Origin of the sequence: Blastomonas fulva (assembly GCF_003431825.1) — a bacterium.
Classification (GTDB): Bacteria; Pseudomonadota; Alphaproteobacteria; order Sphingomonadales; family Sphingomonadaceae; genus Blastomonas; species Blastomonas fulva.
In genome coordinates, this window is the sequence record NZ_CP020083.1 from 3,203,921 (window position 1) to 3,221,681 (window position 17,761).

The window sequence follows — 17,761 nt, forward strand, 5'->3', positions numbered from 1 at the left end:
CGGCGATGGCGTCGGCTAGAAAGCGTTCCTAATGTCTGACCTTGATTTCCTGTCGCGCGCTTTCGGATTCGGCCCTGAAGCACCATCGGCCAAAGACGATGATTCCGGGTCCTTGCTCGCCGCACGCGATGCCCTGCTGCGGATGAATTCGGCATTCCGCATCCTCACCGATGCGATGCCGCAGATGGTCTGGTCGACCCTGCCCGATGGCTTCCACGATTATTACAATGCGCGCTGGTACGAATTCACCGGCGTGCCCTCAGGCTCGACCGATGGCGAAGGGTGGAACGGCGTGTTCCATCCGGCTGACCAGGATCATGCCTGGGGTGTGTGGCGCCATTCGCTGGAAACCGGCGAACCCTACGAAATCACCTATCGCCTGCGGCACCACAGCGGCGAATACCGCTGGACGCTCGGCCGCGCGCTGCCGCTGCACAACGAACAGGGCAAGATCGTGCGCTGGATCGGCACTTGCACCGATATTCACCAAGCCAAGATGATGGCCGAGGAAAACGAGGTTCTCAGCCGTGAGCTCAGCCACCGGATCAAGAACATTTTCGCGGTGATCAACGGGCTGATCGGCATGTCGGCGCGGCAGAGCCCCGAGCTCAAGCCGCTCGCCGCCGAACTCCAGGACCGGATCGCGGCGCTGGGCCGCGCGCACGAGTTCGCCCGCCCTCATAGCGAGCAGTCGCGACCGGTCTCTATCGCTTCGACCTTGCGCGGATTGCTGACCGAGATCCTCGTCGCCTATCCGGCGCTCGGCGAAGGCCGCTTGGTCATCGCCGGCGATGATCCCGAGATCGATGATCGCAGTGCTACGCCGATCGCCCTGGTGTTTCACGAGCTCGCAACCAACTCCGCAAAATACGGCGCGCTGTCCGCCGAGCAAGGCAGGGTGGATATCGACATCGTGCAGGACGGCAATGACGTGAAGGTTAACTGGACCGAGCGCGACGGCCCGGCCATCGTCGGGGAGCCGCAGGAAACAGGGTTCGGTACACGGCTTGTGCAGCTTGCCATCAACCAGCAGTTGGCCGGCGACATCCAGCGGCATTGGCTGCCGGAAGGGCTGCGCGTCGACATGCGGATGTCGGCAAGTCGCCTGCGCAGGGCCGAGGGCGCGCCCGTTTAACCGGGCGGCAATCCGCGATCAGGAAGACAGCAGCATCAGCCCCGGCGGCGGGGTGGGCGTAGGCATGCCGCTGCGGGCTGCCACCGCAAAATCCACTGCCTCGATCACCTGACGGCTGTCGACAGGCTTGATCATGACGCCAAGCGCGCCGGGGATCGGAATATCGATCTGCCGCGGATTGGCTGTCACGAAGATCACCGTGCAGCCGATTTCCTGGCCAAGCCAGGCGCCGATCGAAGGACCGGTCGCGCCATCGCACAGGTTGATGTCGACAAGCGCAATGCTCGGCTGGCGTTCGGCCAGACGCATTGCCGATGTCCAATCATCGCCGACCCCGACAACTTCGTGACCGGCATCTTCCAGCCCGACCTGCATGTCGAGCGCGACGAGAAATTCGTCTTCAATGATGAGGATGCGGGCGGTCATGACACTGGGTCTTCAAATCTTTGCTGCGCCATTCCCAATGAACGGCCTTCGCAACATCAAACCACCGGTGAGCCATAAAGTTTCATCGATTAGTTGATGCATGTTAATCGAAACGCTCGATTCATCCGATTTCGAGCCGCGAGTTTCCACCAACGCACGCCCGGCTTCGACAAGATGTTTAACGGCTGGATTGCTGTAGGATTAACCGCGTGTTAGCGCGTAGCATCCGCAGCCTGATGGCCTTCAGGCCCAGGCGCGTTCCTCTTTGCGACCTGGAAGGTTTCAGTCCTATGCCGTCATTCCGTCAAACCATCCTGCTACTCGCCAGCGCGGCGCTGGCAGCGCCGCTCGCGCTTGCCCCCGCAGCCGCGCAGCCAGCGACCCAGGCCGCCCCGCAGTCCGAAGACGCGCGGCTGACTGCCCTGTTTGCGGCAGACGACGAAGCGCAGCTGAAGCGCAACCCGATCGGTGGCCTGTTCCGCGGCGATCTGCGTTATGCCGATCAGCTCGGCGACTATATTTCGGACGCCTACTACGACGGCGAACGCAAGGCGGCCGAAGCCAATCTGGTCGAGCTTGCCAAGATCGACCGCAACAAGCTGACCGCAACCAACCAGATCGCCTATGACATCTTCAGCCGCAACCAGAAGGACGCGATCAAGGGCCTTTCGCCCGAATTTCTGCCGCTGACTGCGGTGCGTCCGCTCAACCACTTTTTCGGCTTCCACACCTTCTATCCCAACTTCGCCTCGGGCACCGGCACCGCGCCGTTCAAGACCGTGGTGGATTACGAGAACAACCTGAAGCGCCACAAGGAATTCGTCGTCCTGCTTGATCGTTCGATTGGCCGCTTCAAGGAAGGTCAGGCCTCCGGTGTCTTCGAAACCAAGCTGACCATCCGCAACGTCATCGAGCAGCTTGAAACCCAGCTCAAGCAGACCCCCGAAGAATCGCCGTACTACGGCCCGATCAAGACCTTCCCGGCAGATTTCAGCGAAGCCGACAAGGCGCGCTTCACCGCCGAGTATCGCAACGTCATCACCAACGAGATCTATCCCGCCTATCAGCGGCTGCGCGACTACCTCGCCAATGAGTATCTCAAGGATGCGCGCGAAGGGGTCGGCCTCAAGTACATGAAGGGCGGCGACAAGCTTTACGCCTATATGATCGAGCAGACCACGACGCTGCCGCTGACCGCCGATGAAGTGCACAATCTGGGGCTCAGCGAGGTCAAGCGTATCCTCACCGAGATGGACACGATCAAGACCGAGGTCGCCTTCAAGGGAACGCTGGGCGAATTCTTCAACCACATCCGCACTGACCCCAAGTTCAAGATGGCGAGCCGCGAGGCGCTGACCCAGGGCTATTACGACATCGGCAAGAAGGTCGACGCTGTCATCTCGACCCAGTTCAAGATCCTGCCCAAGACCCCGCTGGAAATCCGCCCCTATGAGGAGTTCCGCGAGAAGTTCGAAGCAGGTGGCAGCTATCAGTCGGGCAATCCCGATGGCTCGCGCCCCGGCATCTTCTACTTCAACGCCTATGACCTTCCCAGCCGCACCACGCCGGGCATGACGACATTGTATCTGCACGAAGGCGCGCCGGGGCATCACTTCCAGATCAGCCTGGCACAGGAAAACCAGGCCCTGCCCGCGTTCATGCGCTTTGGCGGCAACACCGCCTATGTCGAGGGTTGGGCGCTGTATTCGGAGAAATTGGGCTATCCGATGGGTCTGTTCACCGATCCCTATCAGCGCTTCGGCCATCTCGATGACGAGATGCTGCGCGCCATGCGGCTAGTGGTCGATACCGGGATCCATTCCAAGGGCTGGACCCGCGAACAGGCGATCAAGTACATGCTCGACAACTCGTCGATGGGCGAGACCGACGCCACTGCCGAGGTCGAGCGTTACATCGCGATCCCCAGCCAGGCGCTGGCCTACAAGATCGGTGCGCTGACGATCCAGCGGCTCAAGGCCAAGGCCGAAAAGGAACTGGGCAGCAAGTTCGATCCGCGCGAGTTCCACGATCAGGTTCTCAACACCGGCGCGCTGCCGATGAGCGTGCTGGAAGAGAAGATCAACCGCTGGATCGTCGCCAGCAAGGGATGACGGGCGCTGGCTGATCAGCCTGCCCCCGCTGCCGAACCGACCCCGCCCTGGCGCGCTGCGCCGGGCGGGGTTGTCATTATCGTGCGGGCAACGCCACGAGCCAGCCGCAGCCAGATCTCAGGGATCGGCCTTGATGCGGACGGGCGCAGCGTGCTGGCAGTGCGCATCGCAGCACCCCCATCCGAAGGCGCCGCCAATGCCGACCTGACCGATCTGCTCGCCGCCGCGCTGGGTGTCCGCAAGCGCGATGTGGTGATCCACAGGGGCGAAACCGGGCGCAACAAGCAGGTCCACGTGGCAGGTGACGCCATGGCCCTGATCGCCCGGCTCGAGGCGCTGAACGGCGGCTGATCCCTCCCCGGCCCGCATGGCCAACTGGCTTTGCGTCAATAACATTTGCCAGTGGGCTGCATCTTATGCACTCTTGGCCCCGTATCTCGCAGCAAGGCGCAGAACGGGGGGCGGTTTACCAATCATGGACTTTCAGCAGGAGGGCTGGCCGCCCAGGACCGACGACCGTCCGCCCACATTGCTCTCCCGGCTGGTTCGGCGATTGCTGCTGCTGCTCTACAGACGGCATGGCTGGCGCGCAGAAGGGGTCGTTCCCGAACCGCGCCGCTTCGTCATCATCGCAGCCCCGCACACCAGCAACTGGGATTTTCTCTATTTTCTCGGGCTGACCACGGACCTTGGCGTCAAGGCGCACTTCATGGCCAAGACCTCGCTGTTCCGTTGGCCACTGGGGCGCTTCATGCGCGACATGGGCGGGGTGCCGGTGGAACGCAGCTACAACCGCGGCCAGGTGCAGCAGATGGTCGAGGAATTCGCACGGCGCGACGAGTTCATGCTCACCATCGCGCCCGAGGGCACGCGCGGCAATGTCCGCCACTGGCGCACCGGGTTCTACCAGATCGCGCTGGCCGCAAGGGTGCCGCTGGTCTGCGGGCTGATGGATTATGGCCGCAAGGTCGGCGGGCTCGGCCCTGCGATCATGCCCACGGGCGACTATGCCGAGGACATGAAGAAGATCATGGATTTCTACAAGAGCGTGACGCCGCGCCATCCCGATCGCGCGGGCACGGACATCATCAAGGACAGCCGGCTGTGAGCCTTCCCCTGACCGACGCCATCCCTTTGCTGCTGCACAATCTGGTGCTGATCTTTGGCGTCATGATCGTGTTGTGGGGTGTGGCCGTTGCGATCAAGGACGTCTCGTTCATCGATGCGGTCTGGCCGATGGGGATGGTACTGCTCGCCGCAGCGACCTTCTGGCTGGCCAACGCTGCCTCGCCTGCATCGGTGCTGCTGCTGATGCTGACGGCAATCTGGGGGCTGCGCCTGGGCATCCACCTGTTCGTCCGCTGGCGGCGCAACGGGATCGATCCGCGTTATGCCAAGATCATCGCCTTGGCCGAGCAGAAAAAGGGCTGGAGCTTTGCCAAGACCGCGCTGCTGCAGGTGTTCCTGCTCCAGGGGCCGCTGCTGTTCATGGTCTGCCTGCCCGCGCAACTGGGCATCTGGCGTGGCGGCGAAACCGGAGCTCTGGGGATTGCAGGGGCGGTCATCGCGATCATCGGCATCGCATTCGAAACGATCGGCGACTTGCAGCTTGAAGCTTTCCGCGCCAATTCTGCAAACAAGGGCAAAGTGCTCGACACCGGCCTGTGGCGCTATACCCGCCACCCCAATTATTTCGGCGATGCCTGCACCTGGTGGGGAATCTGGCTGGTGGCCCTGTCGACCGGGTGGGATATCGGCCTTGCCAGCCTGATCGGCCCGCTGTTCCTCAATTTCACGCTGGTCAAGTGGAGCGGGGCTGCGATGCTGGAGCGCGGCCTCAAGAAGACGCGGCCCGAATACGCCGATTACATCGCGCGCACCTCGTCGTTCTTCCCGCTGCCGCCCAAGCGCGGGTAATGGTCACTCCACCGGCGGCACCGGACCCAGCTTGATCCGAGCGAACGGCCCAAAGTCGCTCCCCATCGCCTGACCAATCACCTTGACCGATCCATCGGCCTGTTTCTGCAGGACCGCAATTTCGCCTTCTGCCAGACTGATGCTGTAGGCCCGCCAGATGTTGGCAACGTGGCTGACCAGCGCGATGTTGCTCGCGCCGGGATCGAGCGTGGCGACCAGTGCCTTCATGTCGGCAGCAGCCACATCCAGTGTGCGCGCGCCAGCCGGGTCATGATGCATCAACCGGGGCTCCGCCTTGGTGCGGCCGAACATGAAGCGCGCGGTGTCCATGCTTCTGCACATCGGGCTCGCCAGCACCATCCCCACCGGAATGTCCAGTGCCGAAAGCGCCTTGCCGGTTTCCTGTGATCCGGCATAGCCTGCGACAGACAGATTGCGCTGCGCCATGCAGTTGGTGGTCGGCTTGCTGTAATCGTCCGCCCGTGCGGGTACTTCGGTGCGTTCGTGGCGGATGAGCAGGATGTACCCGCCTTTCTGCAACAGCGGTACGAGCGCTCCGGCATCGAGGCTGTTGCCTTGTCCGGCGGTGTGCTGCGCCTGAGCCTGAGCGGAGAGCTCTGGAGACATCAGGCCCAGCATTCCGGCTGCAGCCACCAGCAACCCAAGCTTTGCGACATCGAATCGTTTACGCATCCCGTCCCCTTCTCGGCCTGGCCGGCCTAACCCGGCATTAAGCAATCGCTGGTAGTTATCGCACACCTTCCACTGCAGGCGAAGCCCGATGACCAGACCCCTTGACGATGTAACAGCCATGATCGCCCAGGCCCGCAGCCTGGGACCGGATGAGACGCTCGCCCTGCGCCGCGCTGTTTGGCCCGATGGCAAGATCAGCGCGCAGGAAGCCGGGATATTGTTCGCGCTCAACCGAGTCAGCAGCGCCCCCAGCCGCGAATGGGTCGATTTCTTCGTCGAGGCGATCACCGCCTATCTGGTCGAGCAGGCCGATCCGCGGGGCTATGTCAGCGACGAAAATGCCGCATGGCTGATGCAGGCGATCGATCAGGACGGCAAGGTCGATACCCTCGCCGAGCTCGAACTCGTGGTGAAGGTCATCGAGCGCGCCGAGAATGTTCCCGACAGCCTGAAGGCCTATGCGCTCGAGCAGATCAGGCATGCCGTGCTGCATGGCGAGGGGCCGACCCGCTGTGGCGGCGGGCTGCAGCCCGGCAGCATCGGCACCACCGAGGTGCGGCTTCTGCGCCGTGTGCTCTATGCCGCCGGTGGCGCTGCGCCCGCGCACATCAACCGTGCCGAGGCCGAACTGCTGTTCGAAATCAAGGACGCGACGCTCGCCGGGCAGAACGCGCCCGAATGGCAGACGCTGTTCGTTCAGGCGCTGAGCCTGCATCTGATGACCAACCAGCGCTTCCGCGCGCTGACCCGCCAGGATGCGCAGCGACTGCATGCCTTCATGGCGGATACCTCTGCAGGAATCGGCAGCTTTTTCGGACGGATGGCCGGGTCACTGGCCGACAGGACTCCGCTGGGCGCAGCCTCCAGCCCCGCTGCCGAACCCGAGCCTGCACCCGAAGACGGCCTGACCGCGAGCGAACAGGATTGGCTGCAGGCCATGGTGGGCGGTGACGGCAAGCTCGATCCGCTCGAACGCGCCCTCCTCAAGGCGCTGGCCGAAGCCTGACTATATCGCGGCGCGGTCCCGTGGGGATTGCGTTCGAGGGCCGGGGCTGACAGGATTGCAGGCATGGACCGGGACAAACAGCCCGGACACCCCCCTGTCATCCGGAACCGCCATGCACCACGATGCCGCGCTCGAGCAATTCACCCATGATCACCGCTTCGCCGCCGATGGCGAGGCGCGCAGCGAACAGCGCACGCTCTGGGTGGTCGCGCTGACCGCGGTCACCATGATCGCCGAAATCCTCGGCGGCTGGTGGACCGGATCGATGGCGCTGCTCGCCGACGGCTGGCACATGGGCAGCCATGTTGCAGCCCTGGGGCTCGCCGCATTCGCCTATCGCTTTGCCCGCACCCATGCACATGACCGCCGTTTCTCGATGGGCACCGGCAAGGTCGGATCGCTGACCGGGTTCAGTAGCGCGTTGCTGCTGGGCGTGATCGCGATGCTGATGATCTGGGAATCGGCGGACCGCCTCGCCGATCCCGTCGCCATCGATTACACCGCCGCCATCGTCGTCACGCTGATCGGGCTGGCGGTCAATGTCGCCAGCGCCTTCATGCTGAGCTCGGGTGGCCATCACCACCATCATCACGACCACGGCGGCGATCACCACGATCACCACCATGGCCATCATCACGACCACAATCTGCGCGCAGCCTATATCCATGTGCTCACCGACGCGCTGACATCGGTGCTGGCGCTGGTCGCGTTGACCGGCGGCCTGATGCTGGGGCTGGACTGGCTAGACCCGCTGATGGGGATCGTCGGTGCAGTCGTGATCCTGTGGTGGGCGCGCGGCCTGCTGCGCGAATGCGCGCGGGTGCTGCTCGACATGGAGGCGGACCCGGCCAGGGCCGAAACCATCCGCAAGCGGATCGAGGGGGACGCGGACAACCGTGTCGTCGATCTGCACCTATGGCAGGTCGGCACCGGGCATCTTGCGCTAATCGTCTTGCTTGCCACGCATGACCCTCGCCCTCCGCAACATTATCGTGCGCTGCTCCGGGGCATCGGCAAGCTGTCGCACTGCACCTTCGAGGTCATCCCCTGCGACGACGCCCGCTGCCCGCCCGCCGACTGATCGCCCACGCCCGCCTGCCACAAGCGATCTTCCCGCCTGCGCCCATCAATGCTAAGCGGCCCGCCATCATGACCCAGTACACATCCGATCTTTTGGCGCTGCTCGATGCGCGCGGCTATATCCACCAGCTGACCGATGCAGCCGCGCTCGATGCGCTGGCGGCCAAGCAGATCGTGCCCGGATATATCGGGTTCGATCCGACCGCGCCGTCGCTGCATGTCGGCTCGCTCGTGCAGATCATGCTGCTGCGCCGCCTGCAGCAGAGCGGCCACAAGCCGATCGTCGTGATGGGCGGTGGCACCGGCAAGATCGGTGACCCCAGCTTCAAGGACGAGGCCCGCCGGCTGCTCACGCCAGAGACGATCGCGTCCAATGTCGCCTCGATCAAGCGTGTGTTCGAACGCTTCCTCACCTTCGGTGACGGGCCTACCGATGCGATCATAGTCGACAACGCCGAATGGCTCGACAGGCTCGAATATGTGCCGTTCCTGCGCGATATCGGCCAGCATTTCTCGATAAACCGGATGCTCAGCTTCGATTCGGTCAAGCTGCGGCTCGACCGCGAACAGTCGTTGAGCTTCCTCGAGTTCAACTACATGATTCTACAGGCCTATGACTTCCTGGAGCTGTCGCGCCGCGTCGGTTGCCGGTTGCAGATGGGCGGGTCGGACCAGTGGGGCAATATCGTCAACGGGATCGAGCTTGCCCGCCGTGTCGACGGGACCGAGGTCTATGGCGTCACCACCCCGCTGATCACGCTCGCCGATGGCGGCAAGATGGGCAAAACCGAGAAGGGCGCTGTCTGGCTCAACGAGGATTCGCTGCCCGCGTACGACTACTGGCAATTCTGGCGCAACACCCAGGATGCCGATGTCGGCAGGTTCATGCGGCTGTTCACCGATATCCCGCTCGACGAGATCGCGCGGCTCGAAAACCTGCAGGGATCGGAGATCAACGAGGCCAAGAAGGTGCTTGCCGATGCTGCGACCACCATGTGTCGCGGCGCCGATGCCGCACGGTCCGCCGCCGAGACCGCGCGCGCGACCTTCGAGCAAGGCCATGCCGGCGGCGATCTGCCCAGCATCCAGGTGCCCGCAGAGGGCATGTCGATCATTCACGCGATCACCGGCCTGGGTTTCACCACTTCGAACAAGGAAGCCAAGCGCAAGATCGAGGAAGGCGCGGTGCGCGTGAACGGCGAGAAGGTGCAAGGCTTTGATTATCTGGTAAAGCCCGGCGATACGCTGAGCCTGGGTCAGAAAAAGCACGGGCTAGTCCTCGGCGAGGACTGATTGCAATTCTCCGACGGACGTATACTTTCCGTTAGAATTTACACTTTGTTCGCACTTTTGAGTGATGGTAGCTTCCAGCAAGCAATGCCAAAACGGGTGGTCGATACATGTCCAGAGGAGCCAGACTCGCAGTGGTGGAAAAGCGACAAGCCGCGCGCCACGCGGTCAATCATGCGACCATTGCCGAGCATCGCCATCTGGGTGACATCAAGACGCATATCGTCAACATTTCCGCCAACGGCTTCATGACCGAAGGCGAAATGCCGCTCGCCAAGGGCGAACGCATCACCGTGCGCCTACCGGTAATCGGCCGAATCGAGGCACATCTGATCTGGTCGATCGGCGGGCGCAGCGGGTTCCAGCTGGAGCGCGTGATCCGGCTCAACGAATTCAACGAGATGATCGACGTGCTTGGCGCGACGACGGGGCCCAACGGGCGGCGTTGAGCGCCTTCTAAAATCCTCGCCCTTCAGGGGAGGATCTTGATTGACTACCCTCCCCTCAGCAGCTTCGCGCCATAATCCCGCTCGAACAGATACAGCGCCACCCGCGCGGCCTGGCCGCGTTCGCTGTCCAGACCGCCATCGCGATCCATGAGGAGGCGCGCATCGTCGGTCGCGGTCGCGATCAGCCGCTGGACCTGCTCTGGCGTCGCGATGCGAAACGCGCCGTCGCCGGACTGGCGGGTGCCGAGCAGTTCGCCACCCCCGCGCAGCCGCAGATCCTCCTCTGCGATGTGAAACCCGTCCTGGCTCGATCGCATCAGCGCCAGCCTGGCGCGCGCGGTCTCGCTCAGCGCATTGCCACGCAGCAGCACGCACACCGATTTCTGATCACCCCGCCCGACCCGACCGCGCAGCTGGTGCAGCTGCGCCAGGCCGAAGCGCTCGGCCGCCTCGATCACCATCAGCGTTGCGTTGGGCACATCGACCCCGACTTCGATCACCGTGGTGGCGACCAGCAGCGACGTCTTGCCACTGGCAAAGTCCGCCATCATCGCATCCTTGCGCTCGGCGGGCATCTGGCCGTGAACCAATGAGACCTTGCCCGGGAAGCGCTCCGAGAGTTGCGCCGCGCGCGTCTCGGCAGCCGCCAGGTCGCTGGTCTCGCTGTCCATCACCAAAGGACACACCCAGTACGCCTGCCCGCCGCGCTCGATATGCCGGCCAAGCCCATCGACGATCTCGGACAACCGCTCGTCGGCGATCACCCGGGTCTCGATCGGCTGGCGCCCCGGCGGCAGCTCGTCGAGCCGCGAGACATCCATCTCGCCATAATGGCTGAGCGTCAGCGTGCGCGGGATCGGGGTTGCGGTCATCGCCAGCAGATGCGGGGTCGCCCGGCCTTTTTCCTGCAGCATCAGCCGCTGCGACACCCCGAACTTGTGCTGCTCGTCGATCACCGCCAGCGCGAGATTCCTGTAGCGCACCGCGTCCTGGAACAGCGCGTGCGTGCCGATGATGATCTGGATCGATCCATCCGCCATCCCCATCAGCGTCGCATCGCGCGCGCGGCCCTTGTCGCGTCCGGTCAGCACCGCGATGCTCACAGGAAGCCCCGAGAGCATCCGCGAGATGGTGTCGAAATGCTGCCGCGCGAGAATTTCGGTCGGCGCGAGCAGGGCCGCCTGCCCGCCGCACTCGACCGCATTGAGCATCGCCATCACCGCGACCAACGTCTTGCCCGCGCCGACATCGCCCTGCAGCAGCCGCAGCATCGGCACCGGCTGTGCCATGTCGCCGTTGATCTCGCCGATCGTGCGCTGCTGCGCGCCGGTCAGCGCGAACGGCAACCGCAACGCATCGCGCAGATGCCCGTCGCCCTGCAGCGCCAGCCCCTTGCGCTTGCGGTTGCTCTGCCTGATCAGCGCGAAGGCGAGCTGGTTGGTGAAAATCTCGTCATAGGCCAGCCTCTCGCGGGGAAGCCCGTCCATCCCCTGATGCGCGCTTGCCAGCGCCTCGTGCCAGTCGGGCCAGTCCTGCTTGGCCTTGAGCGTCGGCTCGATCCACTCGGGCAGCGGCGGCATCAGCGACAGCGCCTGCGCCGCGAGCGAGGCGACGCGCTTCTGCCCCAGGCCTTCGGCAAGCGGATAGACCGGTTCGGCGTCGGCGATCTGGTCAGCCTCCTCGGGGGCAACGACATGATCGGGGTGAACGATCTGCCACGCCTCGCCCCAGATCTCGAGCTTGCCCGCCGCCAGCCGGGTCTCGCCCAGCGGCCACAATTTGCGCGCCCAGCCGGGGTTGCCGCCGAAATAGACAAGGCTGATATGGTTGCCGATGCTGTCCTCGGCGATCACCCGGGTCGGCCCACGTCCGGGGCTGCTGCGATAGCCCGTAGCGGTCAGCGCGATGATGATCTGCTCGCCGGTCGCGGCATCGTCCGCCGTCGCGACAGCCCGCCTGCGGATGAAGCCGGTGGGCAGATGATAGGCCATGTCCTTGACCCGCGCGATTCCCAGCCGCGCGAACGGCTTTTGCAGGGATACGCCGACGCCCTTGAGGGTCTCGATCTCGGCGAATGCGGGGTTGAGTATATCGGGGCGCATGGCTATCGCAAAAAACGCGGTCACATCTGGTGCCGCTGGCTGAAGTCTTGCCGCCCGTCTTAGGCAGACATGGCCTGCCCTGCAAGGCAACCCCAAGCGAAGGAGCCAATGCGATGGACCGCGATACCCGACTGCGCCGCCTGGCCTTCCGCGCCTGGCATCGCGGCACGCGTGAGGCCGATTTCATGATCGGAGGTTTCTTCGATCGCTATGGCCAGAGCTGGTCGGACGAAGAGCTCGCCTGGTTCGAGGCGCTGATCGAGGAACAGGACGTCGACATCATGGCCTGGGCGATCGGCACGCTGCCTGTCCCTGCGCAGTTCGCCGGGCCGCAGATGGACGCCATGCGCCAGCTCGATTTCATCAACATCCCGCGCTGACCCCGGATTACAGGCAACACCCGATTTATGGACAGCATCAGCAGGATTTTGGCTGCGGCAGGCCCGCTGACGCTGGCGGGCGTGGCACCCGGCGCGCTGCCGCTGCTGCTTGCCGATCTGGCCCGCGCCACCGCTGGCCGAAAGTCGGGTGGCCGCGTGGTCTTCATCGCCCCCGACGATGCGATGATGCACGCGGTTGCCGAGACCGCCCCCTTCTATGCGCCCGATCTCGAGACAATCGAGTTCCCCGCCTGGGACTGTCTGCCCTATGACCGCGCGTCACCCTCGCTGGCGATCACGGCGCGGCGGCTGAAGGCGCTGTGGACGCTGCAGCAGCCCGCAGGCGGCCCGCAGCTGCTGGTGACCACGGTCAACGCCGTTGCCCAGCGCACTCTGACGCGTTTTCGTATTCGCCAGATCGGTGCCGAGCTCAAGCCCGGCATGGTCGTCGAGCGCGAGGCGCTGATCGCCAAGCTTGTCCGCCAGGGTTACGCGCGCACCGACACCGTTGCCGATTCCGGCGAGTTCGCGGTGCGCGGCAACCTCATCGATATCTTCCCCGCCGGGATGGACAGCGGCCTGAGGCTCGATTTCTTCGGCGACGAGCTCGATTCGATGCGCGCCTTCGATCCGGGCACCCAGCGCTCGACCGAGCGGGTCGAGCGGCACATCCTGCTCCCGGCCTCCGAAGTGCTGCTCGATGCCGACAGCATCAAGCGCTTCCGCAGCGCCTATCGCGAGACGTTCGGCGCGGGCGCGACGGGTGATCCGCTCTACCAGGCGATCAGCGACGGCAGGCGTCTGGCGGGGATGGAGCACTGGCTCCCGATGATCGAGGAGCGGCTCGATACGCTGTTCGATCATCTCGAAGACAATGACCTCGTGCTGCGCGATGCCGGCGCCGATGCCGCCGCCGACCAGCGTTTCGAGAGCATCACCGACTACCACGCCAACCGCACCCGCGGGAACGAGGACAAGACCGGCAGCTATCGCCCGCTCAAGCCCTCTGCTCTCTATCTGATCCCCAAGGAATGGCGCGCGCTGCAGGCAGACACGCCGGTGCACCTCGTCAGCGGCCATGACGAGCCGGAATCGGCGAGCGTGCTGGGCCTGGGCTATCGCGCGGCGCGCGACTTCGGTGCGGAACGGGCGCGCGGCGACAATGTCTACACCGCGGCTGCCGAGCATATCGATTCGCTGCGCGCGGCCGACAAGGGCGCGATCATCGCGAGCTATTCGGAAGGCTCGCGCAGCCGTCTGCTCGGGTTGCTCAAGGACCACGGGCTCGCGCGCATGGCGCTGGCCGGCAGCTGGCAGGAGGCGCTGGGCCAGGCTGCAACCGGCATGGCCGCGATGGTCGTGCTGCCGCAGGATCACGGCTTTGCCACCGATCGCTACGAGCTCCTGTCCGAACAGGACCTGCTCGGCGACCGGCTGGTGCGTCGGCGCAAGAAGCGCAAGTCCGCCGACGCTTTCCTCGCCGAGCTGCAGTCGCTGTCGGCAGGCGATCTGGTCGTGCATATCGATCACGGCATCGGCCGCTATGAGGGCTTGGTCTCGATCCCCGTCGGCAAGAGCCCGCACGACTGCGTCTGGCTGACCTATTCGGGTGGCGACAAGCTCTATGTTCCGGTCGAGAACATCGACGTGCTCACCCGCTATGGCTCGGAGAGCGACGGCGTTCCACTCGACAGATTGGGCGGCGAGGCCTGGCAGCGCAGGCGGGCCAAGCTCAAGGAACGCATCCAGGCGATCGCCGGTGAGCTGATGAAGACCGCAGCGGAGCGCGCGCTGCGCACCGCCGATGTCGCCGAGATCGATCCGGGGACCTATGCCAGCTTCGTCGACCGTTTCCCGTACGAGGAGACCGAGGACCAGGAGCGAGTCATCGCCGAGGTGCTCGAGGATCTGGCCTCGGGCAAGCCGATGGACCGGCTGGTGTGCGGCGATGTCGGGTTCGGCAAGACCGAGGTCGCGATGCGCGCCGCGTTTGCTGCGGCGATGGCGGGGATGCAGGTCGCGATCATCGCTCCCACCACTTTGCTTGCCCGCCAGCACTACACCAACTTTGTGGAGCGCTTTCAAAATTTCCCGCTGATCATCGGCCGCCTGTCGCGGCTGGTGACCGCGGGCGAGGCCAAGACGACGCGCGAAGGGCTGGCTGCTGGCACCACCGACATCGTCATCGGCACGCATGCGCTGCTCGCCAAGTCGGTCGAGTTCAAGCGGCTGGGGCTGGTGATCATCGATGAGGAACAGCGCTTTGGCGTGGTCCACAAGGAGCGGCTGAAGTCGTTGAAGGCCAATGTTCATGTGCTGACGCTCACCGCCACGCCGATCCCGCGCACGCTGCAGATGGCGATGAGCGGCCTGCGCGAGCTCTCGGTGATCCAGACCCCGCCGGTCGACCGCCTCGCGGTGCGCACTTACGTGATGCCCTGGGACCCGGTGGTGATCCGCGAGGCACTGCTGCGCGAACATTATCGCGGCGGGCAATCCTATTTCGTCGCTCCCCGGATCAGCGATCTCGACAAACTGGGCGAGTTCATCCGCGAGCAGGTCCCCGAAATCCGCCACATCATGGCGCATGGTCAGATGGCACCGTCTGAGGTCGAGGAGCGGATGAGCGCGTTCTACGACCGCAAGTACGATGTGCTTCTGTCGACCACGATCGTCGAATCCGGGCTCGATATCCCCAGCGCCAACACGCTGATCATTCACCGCGCCGACACCTTTGGCCTCGCCCAGCTCTACCAGCTGCGCGGGCGCGTGGGCCGGTCGAAGACACGCGCATATGCCTACATGACAACGCCGGAGAACCGGGTGCTCACCGAGACCGCGGAAAAGCGGCTCAAGGTGCTCGGCGATCTCGATACTCTGGGCGCGGGCTTCCAGCTCGCCAGCCATGACCTCGACATCCGCGGCGCGGGCAATCTGGTCGGCGACGAGCAGTCCGGGCATATTCGCGAGGTCGGGTTCGAGCTTTATCAGTCGATGCTCGAAGAGGCGATCATCGAGGCCAAGGCGGGCGGCTTCGCGCTCGACCTGCCGCGCCAGAAGTTTTCGCCGCAGATCACCGTCGACGCCCCGATTCTAATCCCGGAGGATTATGTCCCCGATCTGGCGGTGCGCATGGCGCTTTATCGACGGATGAACGACCTCAGCAGCGGCGCCGAGATCGAATCCTTCGCCGCCGAGATGATCGACCGCTTCGGCGCGCTGCCCGAGGCGACGACCAATCTGATCAAGCTGATTGAGATCAAGCAGAACTGCATCACCGCCTGTGTCTCCAAGATCGATGTGGGCGCGCGCGGCGCGCTGGTCAGCTTCCACAACGACAGCTTCCCCGACGTACCGGGGCTGTTGGCCTATGTGGAACGGCTGAACGGCGTCGCCAAGCTGCGGCCGGACCAGAAATTGATGATCCAACGGGTATGGGGCGATCCGGCGACGAGAATCAACGGATTGGTGCAGCTTTCCAAGGGCTTGGCGGGGATCGTGAAGAAGAAGGCTAAGGCGGGCTAAGTCCTCTCCCCTTCAAGGGAGAGAGCAGCAGTAGCAAATTCCGCGAAAACTTCCGCCTCCATAGCCTTGCCTCGCAGGAAGCCCTGGAAATAGTCGCAGCCTTCCTCGCGCAGCGCTTCAAGCTGCGCCTCGCTCTCGACCCCTTCTGCGATAACCTTGAGGTCGAGCGCCTTGGCCATGGCGACGATAGAGCGCACGATTATCCGGTCGGCTTCCGCGCCGCCGATGTCGCGGGTCATCGCATGATCGAGCTTGAGATAATCGAGCGGCAGCCGCTTGAGATACAGCAGGCTGGAATAGCCGGTGCCGAAATCGTCGACCGCGATCCTTACCCCTGCCTCGCGCAAGGTGGCAAAGCGCGCGGCCGCGCGCTTGAGATCGGGGATCAGCGCGGATTCGGTCATCTCCAGCGTCAGCCGCTGCGTGTCGAAACCTGATGCGGCGATCATCTTGAGTTCGCGCTGGGCAAAGCCTTTCTCGCCGAGATCTTCTGCGGTGACGTTGAGCGAGATGCGCAGGTTTGCCAGCGGCCCGGTCCAGCCCGCTGCCTGTTCCATCGCGCGCTTCCGGATATGCCGCGAGAGCGCCCGGGTGAAATCGGCCTTGTCCGCAATGGCAAACAGCGTGCCTGCGCCAATCTCGCCATGCAGCGGATGCTGCCAGCGTGCCAGCGCCTCGGCGCCGGTGATAGCCCCGTCCTCGACTGCAAATTGAGGCTGGAACAGAACCGTGATCTCGTCCTGCTCAATGGCGCGGACGATGTCCTGCTCGAGCCGGTATCCGCTTTGTGGTGCGTTGTCGGACTGGCGGTCGGCCCAACGTACCGGTTCGGCGGCGCTTTCGCGCGCCGCTGCCAGCCCTGCAGACAGCCGGTCCAGCAGCGAAAGTGGGCTTTCATCGGCCCGGCCCAGCGCCAGCGCAGCGCGCGCAGTCAACCGCAAGCGGTGCCCCCCGGCATCCAGCGGCTCGGAGATCACCCGCAGCAGCCGCTCGGCCATCACCTGCCAGCCGACCCGTTCCTCGGGCATCACATGCGCCAGCAGATAGTCTCCGCCAGACAGCCGCATGGTAAGCGCAGCCCCGCCCGACAGGCGGGCGTTCTGCCGGGTGAGGCGCTGGCCGATGGTCTCCAGCGCCGCATCGCCCACCGCCGCTCCATAGGTCGCATTGATCGCCGACATCCGCCGCAGGCCGATCAACATCGCGTGCAGCCTGCCATCGGCTGTCCGAGCCAGCGCTGCCAGCTGTCCGTGCAGATCGCGCTGCATGTCAGCGCCACCGATCAATTGCGAGCGGATCAGCGCCAGCTGCAGTGCCAATGCTGCGGGCGCAAACGGGGTGACCAGGCTATGGGTGATGCCGGGTGCGGCCTGTGCCAGTACACCTGCGTGACCGGCATCGCACAACAGCATCGCCAGCCCGCCCGGCGCTGCCACGGCATCCGGCAGCCGCGCCTCGCCCTGCCCGCGAATATCGATGATGATCAGGTCGGCCTCTGCCGTGCCCGATGGCTCGAATCCCGCAGCCTCCAGCGCAGCCGCCAGCTGCGGATCGGCGGCGGCCGATCCGGTCATGCACCAGCTTGGCCGGTGTCGCTGTTCGGCGATGCTGCTCAGAATTCGAACCCCCAATGCGCAGGAAAGGCCC

Annotated in this window: 15 protein-coding genes; 11 read left to right on the forward strand and 4 right to left on the reverse strand. The window is 64.5% G+C overall.

The features are described from left to right. Positions 1-31 precede the first annotated feature (31 nt). The gene (locus B5J99_RS15305) at positions 32-1,135 is read left to right on the forward strand and encodes a sensor histidine kinase (RefSeq protein WP_117352880.1); all 1,104 of its coding nucleotides are present in this window, start codon (positions 32-34) and stop codon (positions 1,133-1,135) included. An 18-nt stretch (positions 1,136-1,153) separates the two neighbouring features. Here B5J99_RS15305 and B5J99_RS15310 read toward each other — a convergent pair whose 3' ends face one another. Then, complete coding sequence (locus B5J99_RS15310; RefSeq protein WP_054135371.1) at positions 1,154-1,561, reverse strand: response regulator; 408 nt, start codon at positions 1,559-1,561, stop codon at positions 1,154-1,156. A gap of 290 nt (positions 1,562-1,851) precedes the next feature. Here B5J99_RS15310 and B5J99_RS15315 point away from each other — a divergent pair, with 290 nt between their 5' ends. The 4 genes from B5J99_RS15315 (at position 1,852) to B5J99_RS15330 (ending at position 5,589) form a co-directional block, all read left to right on the forward strand. Then, positions 1,852-3,672 carry a DUF885 domain-containing protein gene (locus tag B5J99_RS15315; protein ID WP_054135372.1) on the forward strand — a complete coding sequence of 607 codons (1,821 nt, stop codon included), beginning with the start codon at positions 1,852-1,854 and terminating at the stop codon, positions 3,670-3,672. An 81-nt stretch (positions 3,673-3,753) separates the two neighbouring features. Further along, positions 3,754-4,023, forward strand: coding sequence for a DUF167 domain-containing protein (locus tag B5J99_RS15320; protein WP_211337833.1), 270 nt, complete (start codon positions 3,754-3,756; stop codon positions 4,021-4,023). Positions 4,024-4,147: 124 nt separating this feature from the next. Further along, complete coding sequence (locus B5J99_RS15325) at positions 4,148-4,780, forward strand: lysophospholipid acyltransferase family protein (protein WP_069050090.1); 633 nt, start codon at positions 4,148-4,150, stop codon at positions 4,778-4,780. Next, entirely contained in the window at positions 4,777-5,589 is an 813-nt protein-coding gene (locus B5J99_RS15330) for a DUF1295 domain-containing protein (RefSeq protein WP_342768880.1), read from the forward strand. The genes B5J99_RS15325 and B5J99_RS15330 overlap by 4 nt, the downstream gene beginning before the upstream one ends. Before the next feature lie 3 nt (positions 5,590-5,592). On the opposite strand, the gene B5J99_RS15335 is transcribed toward B5J99_RS15330, so the two are convergent. Next, a complete protein-coding gene (locus B5J99_RS15335) occupies positions 5,593-6,282 on the reverse strand; it encodes a histidine phosphatase family protein (RefSeq protein WP_117352882.1) in 690 nt (229 codons plus the stop codon). A gap of 88 nt (positions 6,283-6,370) precedes the next feature. Here B5J99_RS15335 and B5J99_RS15340 point away from each other — a divergent pair, with 88 nt between their 5' ends. The 4 genes from B5J99_RS15340 to B5J99_RS15355 all read left to right on the forward strand — a co-directional run bounded on the left by B5J99_RS15340 (position 6,371) and on the right by B5J99_RS15355 (position 10,107). Further along, positions 6,371-7,288: a hypothetical protein gene (locus B5J99_RS15340; protein WP_162892630.1), complete on the forward strand. Its 918-nt coding sequence runs from the start codon at positions 6,371-6,373 to the stop codon at positions 7,286-7,288. Between the two features lie 112 nt (positions 7,289-7,400). After that, on the forward strand, positions 7,401-8,369 hold the full coding sequence (dmeF, locus tag B5J99_RS15345; RefSeq protein WP_117352883.1) for a CDF family Co(II)/Ni(II) efflux transporter DmeF: 969 nt from the start codon (positions 7,401-7,403) through the stop codon (positions 8,367-8,369). A 68-nt stretch (positions 8,370-8,437) separates the two neighbouring features. Then, positions 8,438-9,661: a tyrosine--tRNA ligase gene (gene tyrS, locus B5J99_RS15350; protein WP_117352884.1), complete on the forward strand. Its 1,224-nt coding sequence runs from the start codon at positions 8,438-8,440 to the stop codon at positions 9,659-9,661. Between the two features lie 107 nt (positions 9,662-9,768). Further along, positions 9,769-10,107, forward strand: coding sequence for a PilZ domain-containing protein (locus B5J99_RS15355; protein ID WP_054135379.1), 339 nt, complete (start codon positions 9,769-9,771; stop codon positions 10,105-10,107). A 44-nt stretch (positions 10,108-10,151) separates the two neighbouring features. Here the strand turns inward: B5J99_RS15355 and recG are convergent, their stop codons facing one another. Next, the gene (gene recG / locus B5J99_RS15360) at positions 10,152-12,209 is read right to left on the reverse strand and encodes an ATP-dependent DNA helicase RecG (protein WP_117353547.1); all 2,058 of its coding nucleotides are present in this window, start codon (positions 12,207-12,209) and stop codon (positions 10,152-10,154) included. A gap of 113 nt (positions 12,210-12,322) precedes the next feature. On the opposite strand from recG, the gene B5J99_RS15365 reads away from it, so the two are divergent. Together B5J99_RS15365 and mfd are read left to right on the forward strand one after the other, a co-directional pair. Continuing rightward, positions 12,323-12,589 carry an FAD assembly factor SdhE gene (locus tag B5J99_RS15365; protein WP_054135381.1) on the forward strand — a complete coding sequence of 89 codons (267 nt, stop codon included), beginning with the start codon at positions 12,323-12,325 and terminating at the stop codon, positions 12,587-12,589. 27 nt (positions 12,590-12,616) lie between these two features. Further along, positions 12,617-16,114, forward strand: a complete 3,498-nt coding sequence (gene mfd, locus B5J99_RS15370) for a transcription-repair coupling factor (protein ID WP_117352885.1) — start codon at positions 12,617-12,619, stop codon at positions 16,112-16,114. On the opposite strand, the gene B5J99_RS15375 is transcribed toward mfd, so the two are convergent. After that, entirely contained in the window at positions 16,111-17,688 is a 1,578-nt protein-coding gene (locus B5J99_RS15375) for a GGDEF domain-containing phosphodiesterase (protein WP_117352886.1), read from the reverse strand. The genes mfd and B5J99_RS15375 overlap by 4 nt on opposite strands. Positions 17,689-17,761: the final 73 nt, after the last annotated feature.

Excerpts from the sequence above, each read along its gene's own strand:
- B5J99_RS15365 (WP_054135381.1), top strand. The coding sequence starts at position 12,323 with ATGGACCGCGATACCCGACTGCGCCGCCTGGCCTTCCGCGCCTGGCAT.
- B5J99_RS15355 (WP_054135379.1), top strand. The coding sequence starts at position 9,769 with ATGTCCAGAGGAGCCAGACTCGCAGTGGTGGAAAAGCGACAAGCCGCG.
- B5J99_RS15375 (WP_117352886.1), bottom strand. The coding sequence starts at position 17,688 with ATGACCGGATCGGCCGCCGCCGATCCGCAGCTGGCGGCTGCGCTGGAG.
- mfd (WP_117352885.1), top strand. The coding sequence starts at position 12,617 with ATGGACAGCATCAGCAGGATTTTGGCTGCGGCAGGCCCGCTGACGCTG.
- B5J99_RS15305 (WP_117352880.1), top strand. The coding sequence starts at position 32 with ATGTCTGACCTTGATTTCCTGTCGCGCGCTTTCGGATTCGGCCCTGAA.
- B5J99_RS15310 (WP_054135371.1), bottom strand. The coding sequence starts at position 1,561 with ATGACCGCCCGCATCCTCATCATTGAAGACGAATTTCTCGTCGCGCTC.
- B5J99_RS15340 (WP_162892630.1), top strand. The coding sequence starts at position 6,371 with ATGACCAGACCCCTTGACGATGTAACAGCCATGATCGCCCAGGCCCGC.
- B5J99_RS15315 (WP_054135372.1), top strand. The coding sequence starts at position 1,852 with ATGCCGTCATTCCGTCAAACCATCCTGCTACTCGCCAGCGCGGCGCTG.
- B5J99_RS15335 (WP_117352882.1), bottom strand. The coding sequence starts at position 6,282 with ATGCGTAAACGATTCGATGTCGCAAAGCTTGGGTTGCTGGTGGCTGCA.
- dmeF (WP_117352883.1), top strand. The coding sequence starts at position 7,401 with ATGCACCACGATGCCGCGCTCGAGCAATTCACCCATGATCACCGCTTC.
- tyrS (WP_117352884.1), top strand. The coding sequence starts at position 8,438 with ATGACCCAGTACACATCCGATCTTTTGGCGCTGCTCGATGCGCGCGGC.
- recG (WP_117353547.1), bottom strand. The coding sequence starts at position 12,209 with ATGCGCCCCGATATACTCAACCCCGCATTCGCCGAGATCGAGACCCTC.
- B5J99_RS15325 (WP_069050090.1), top strand. The coding sequence starts at position 4,148 with ATGGACTTTCAGCAGGAGGGCTGGCCGCCCAGGACCGACGACCGTCCG.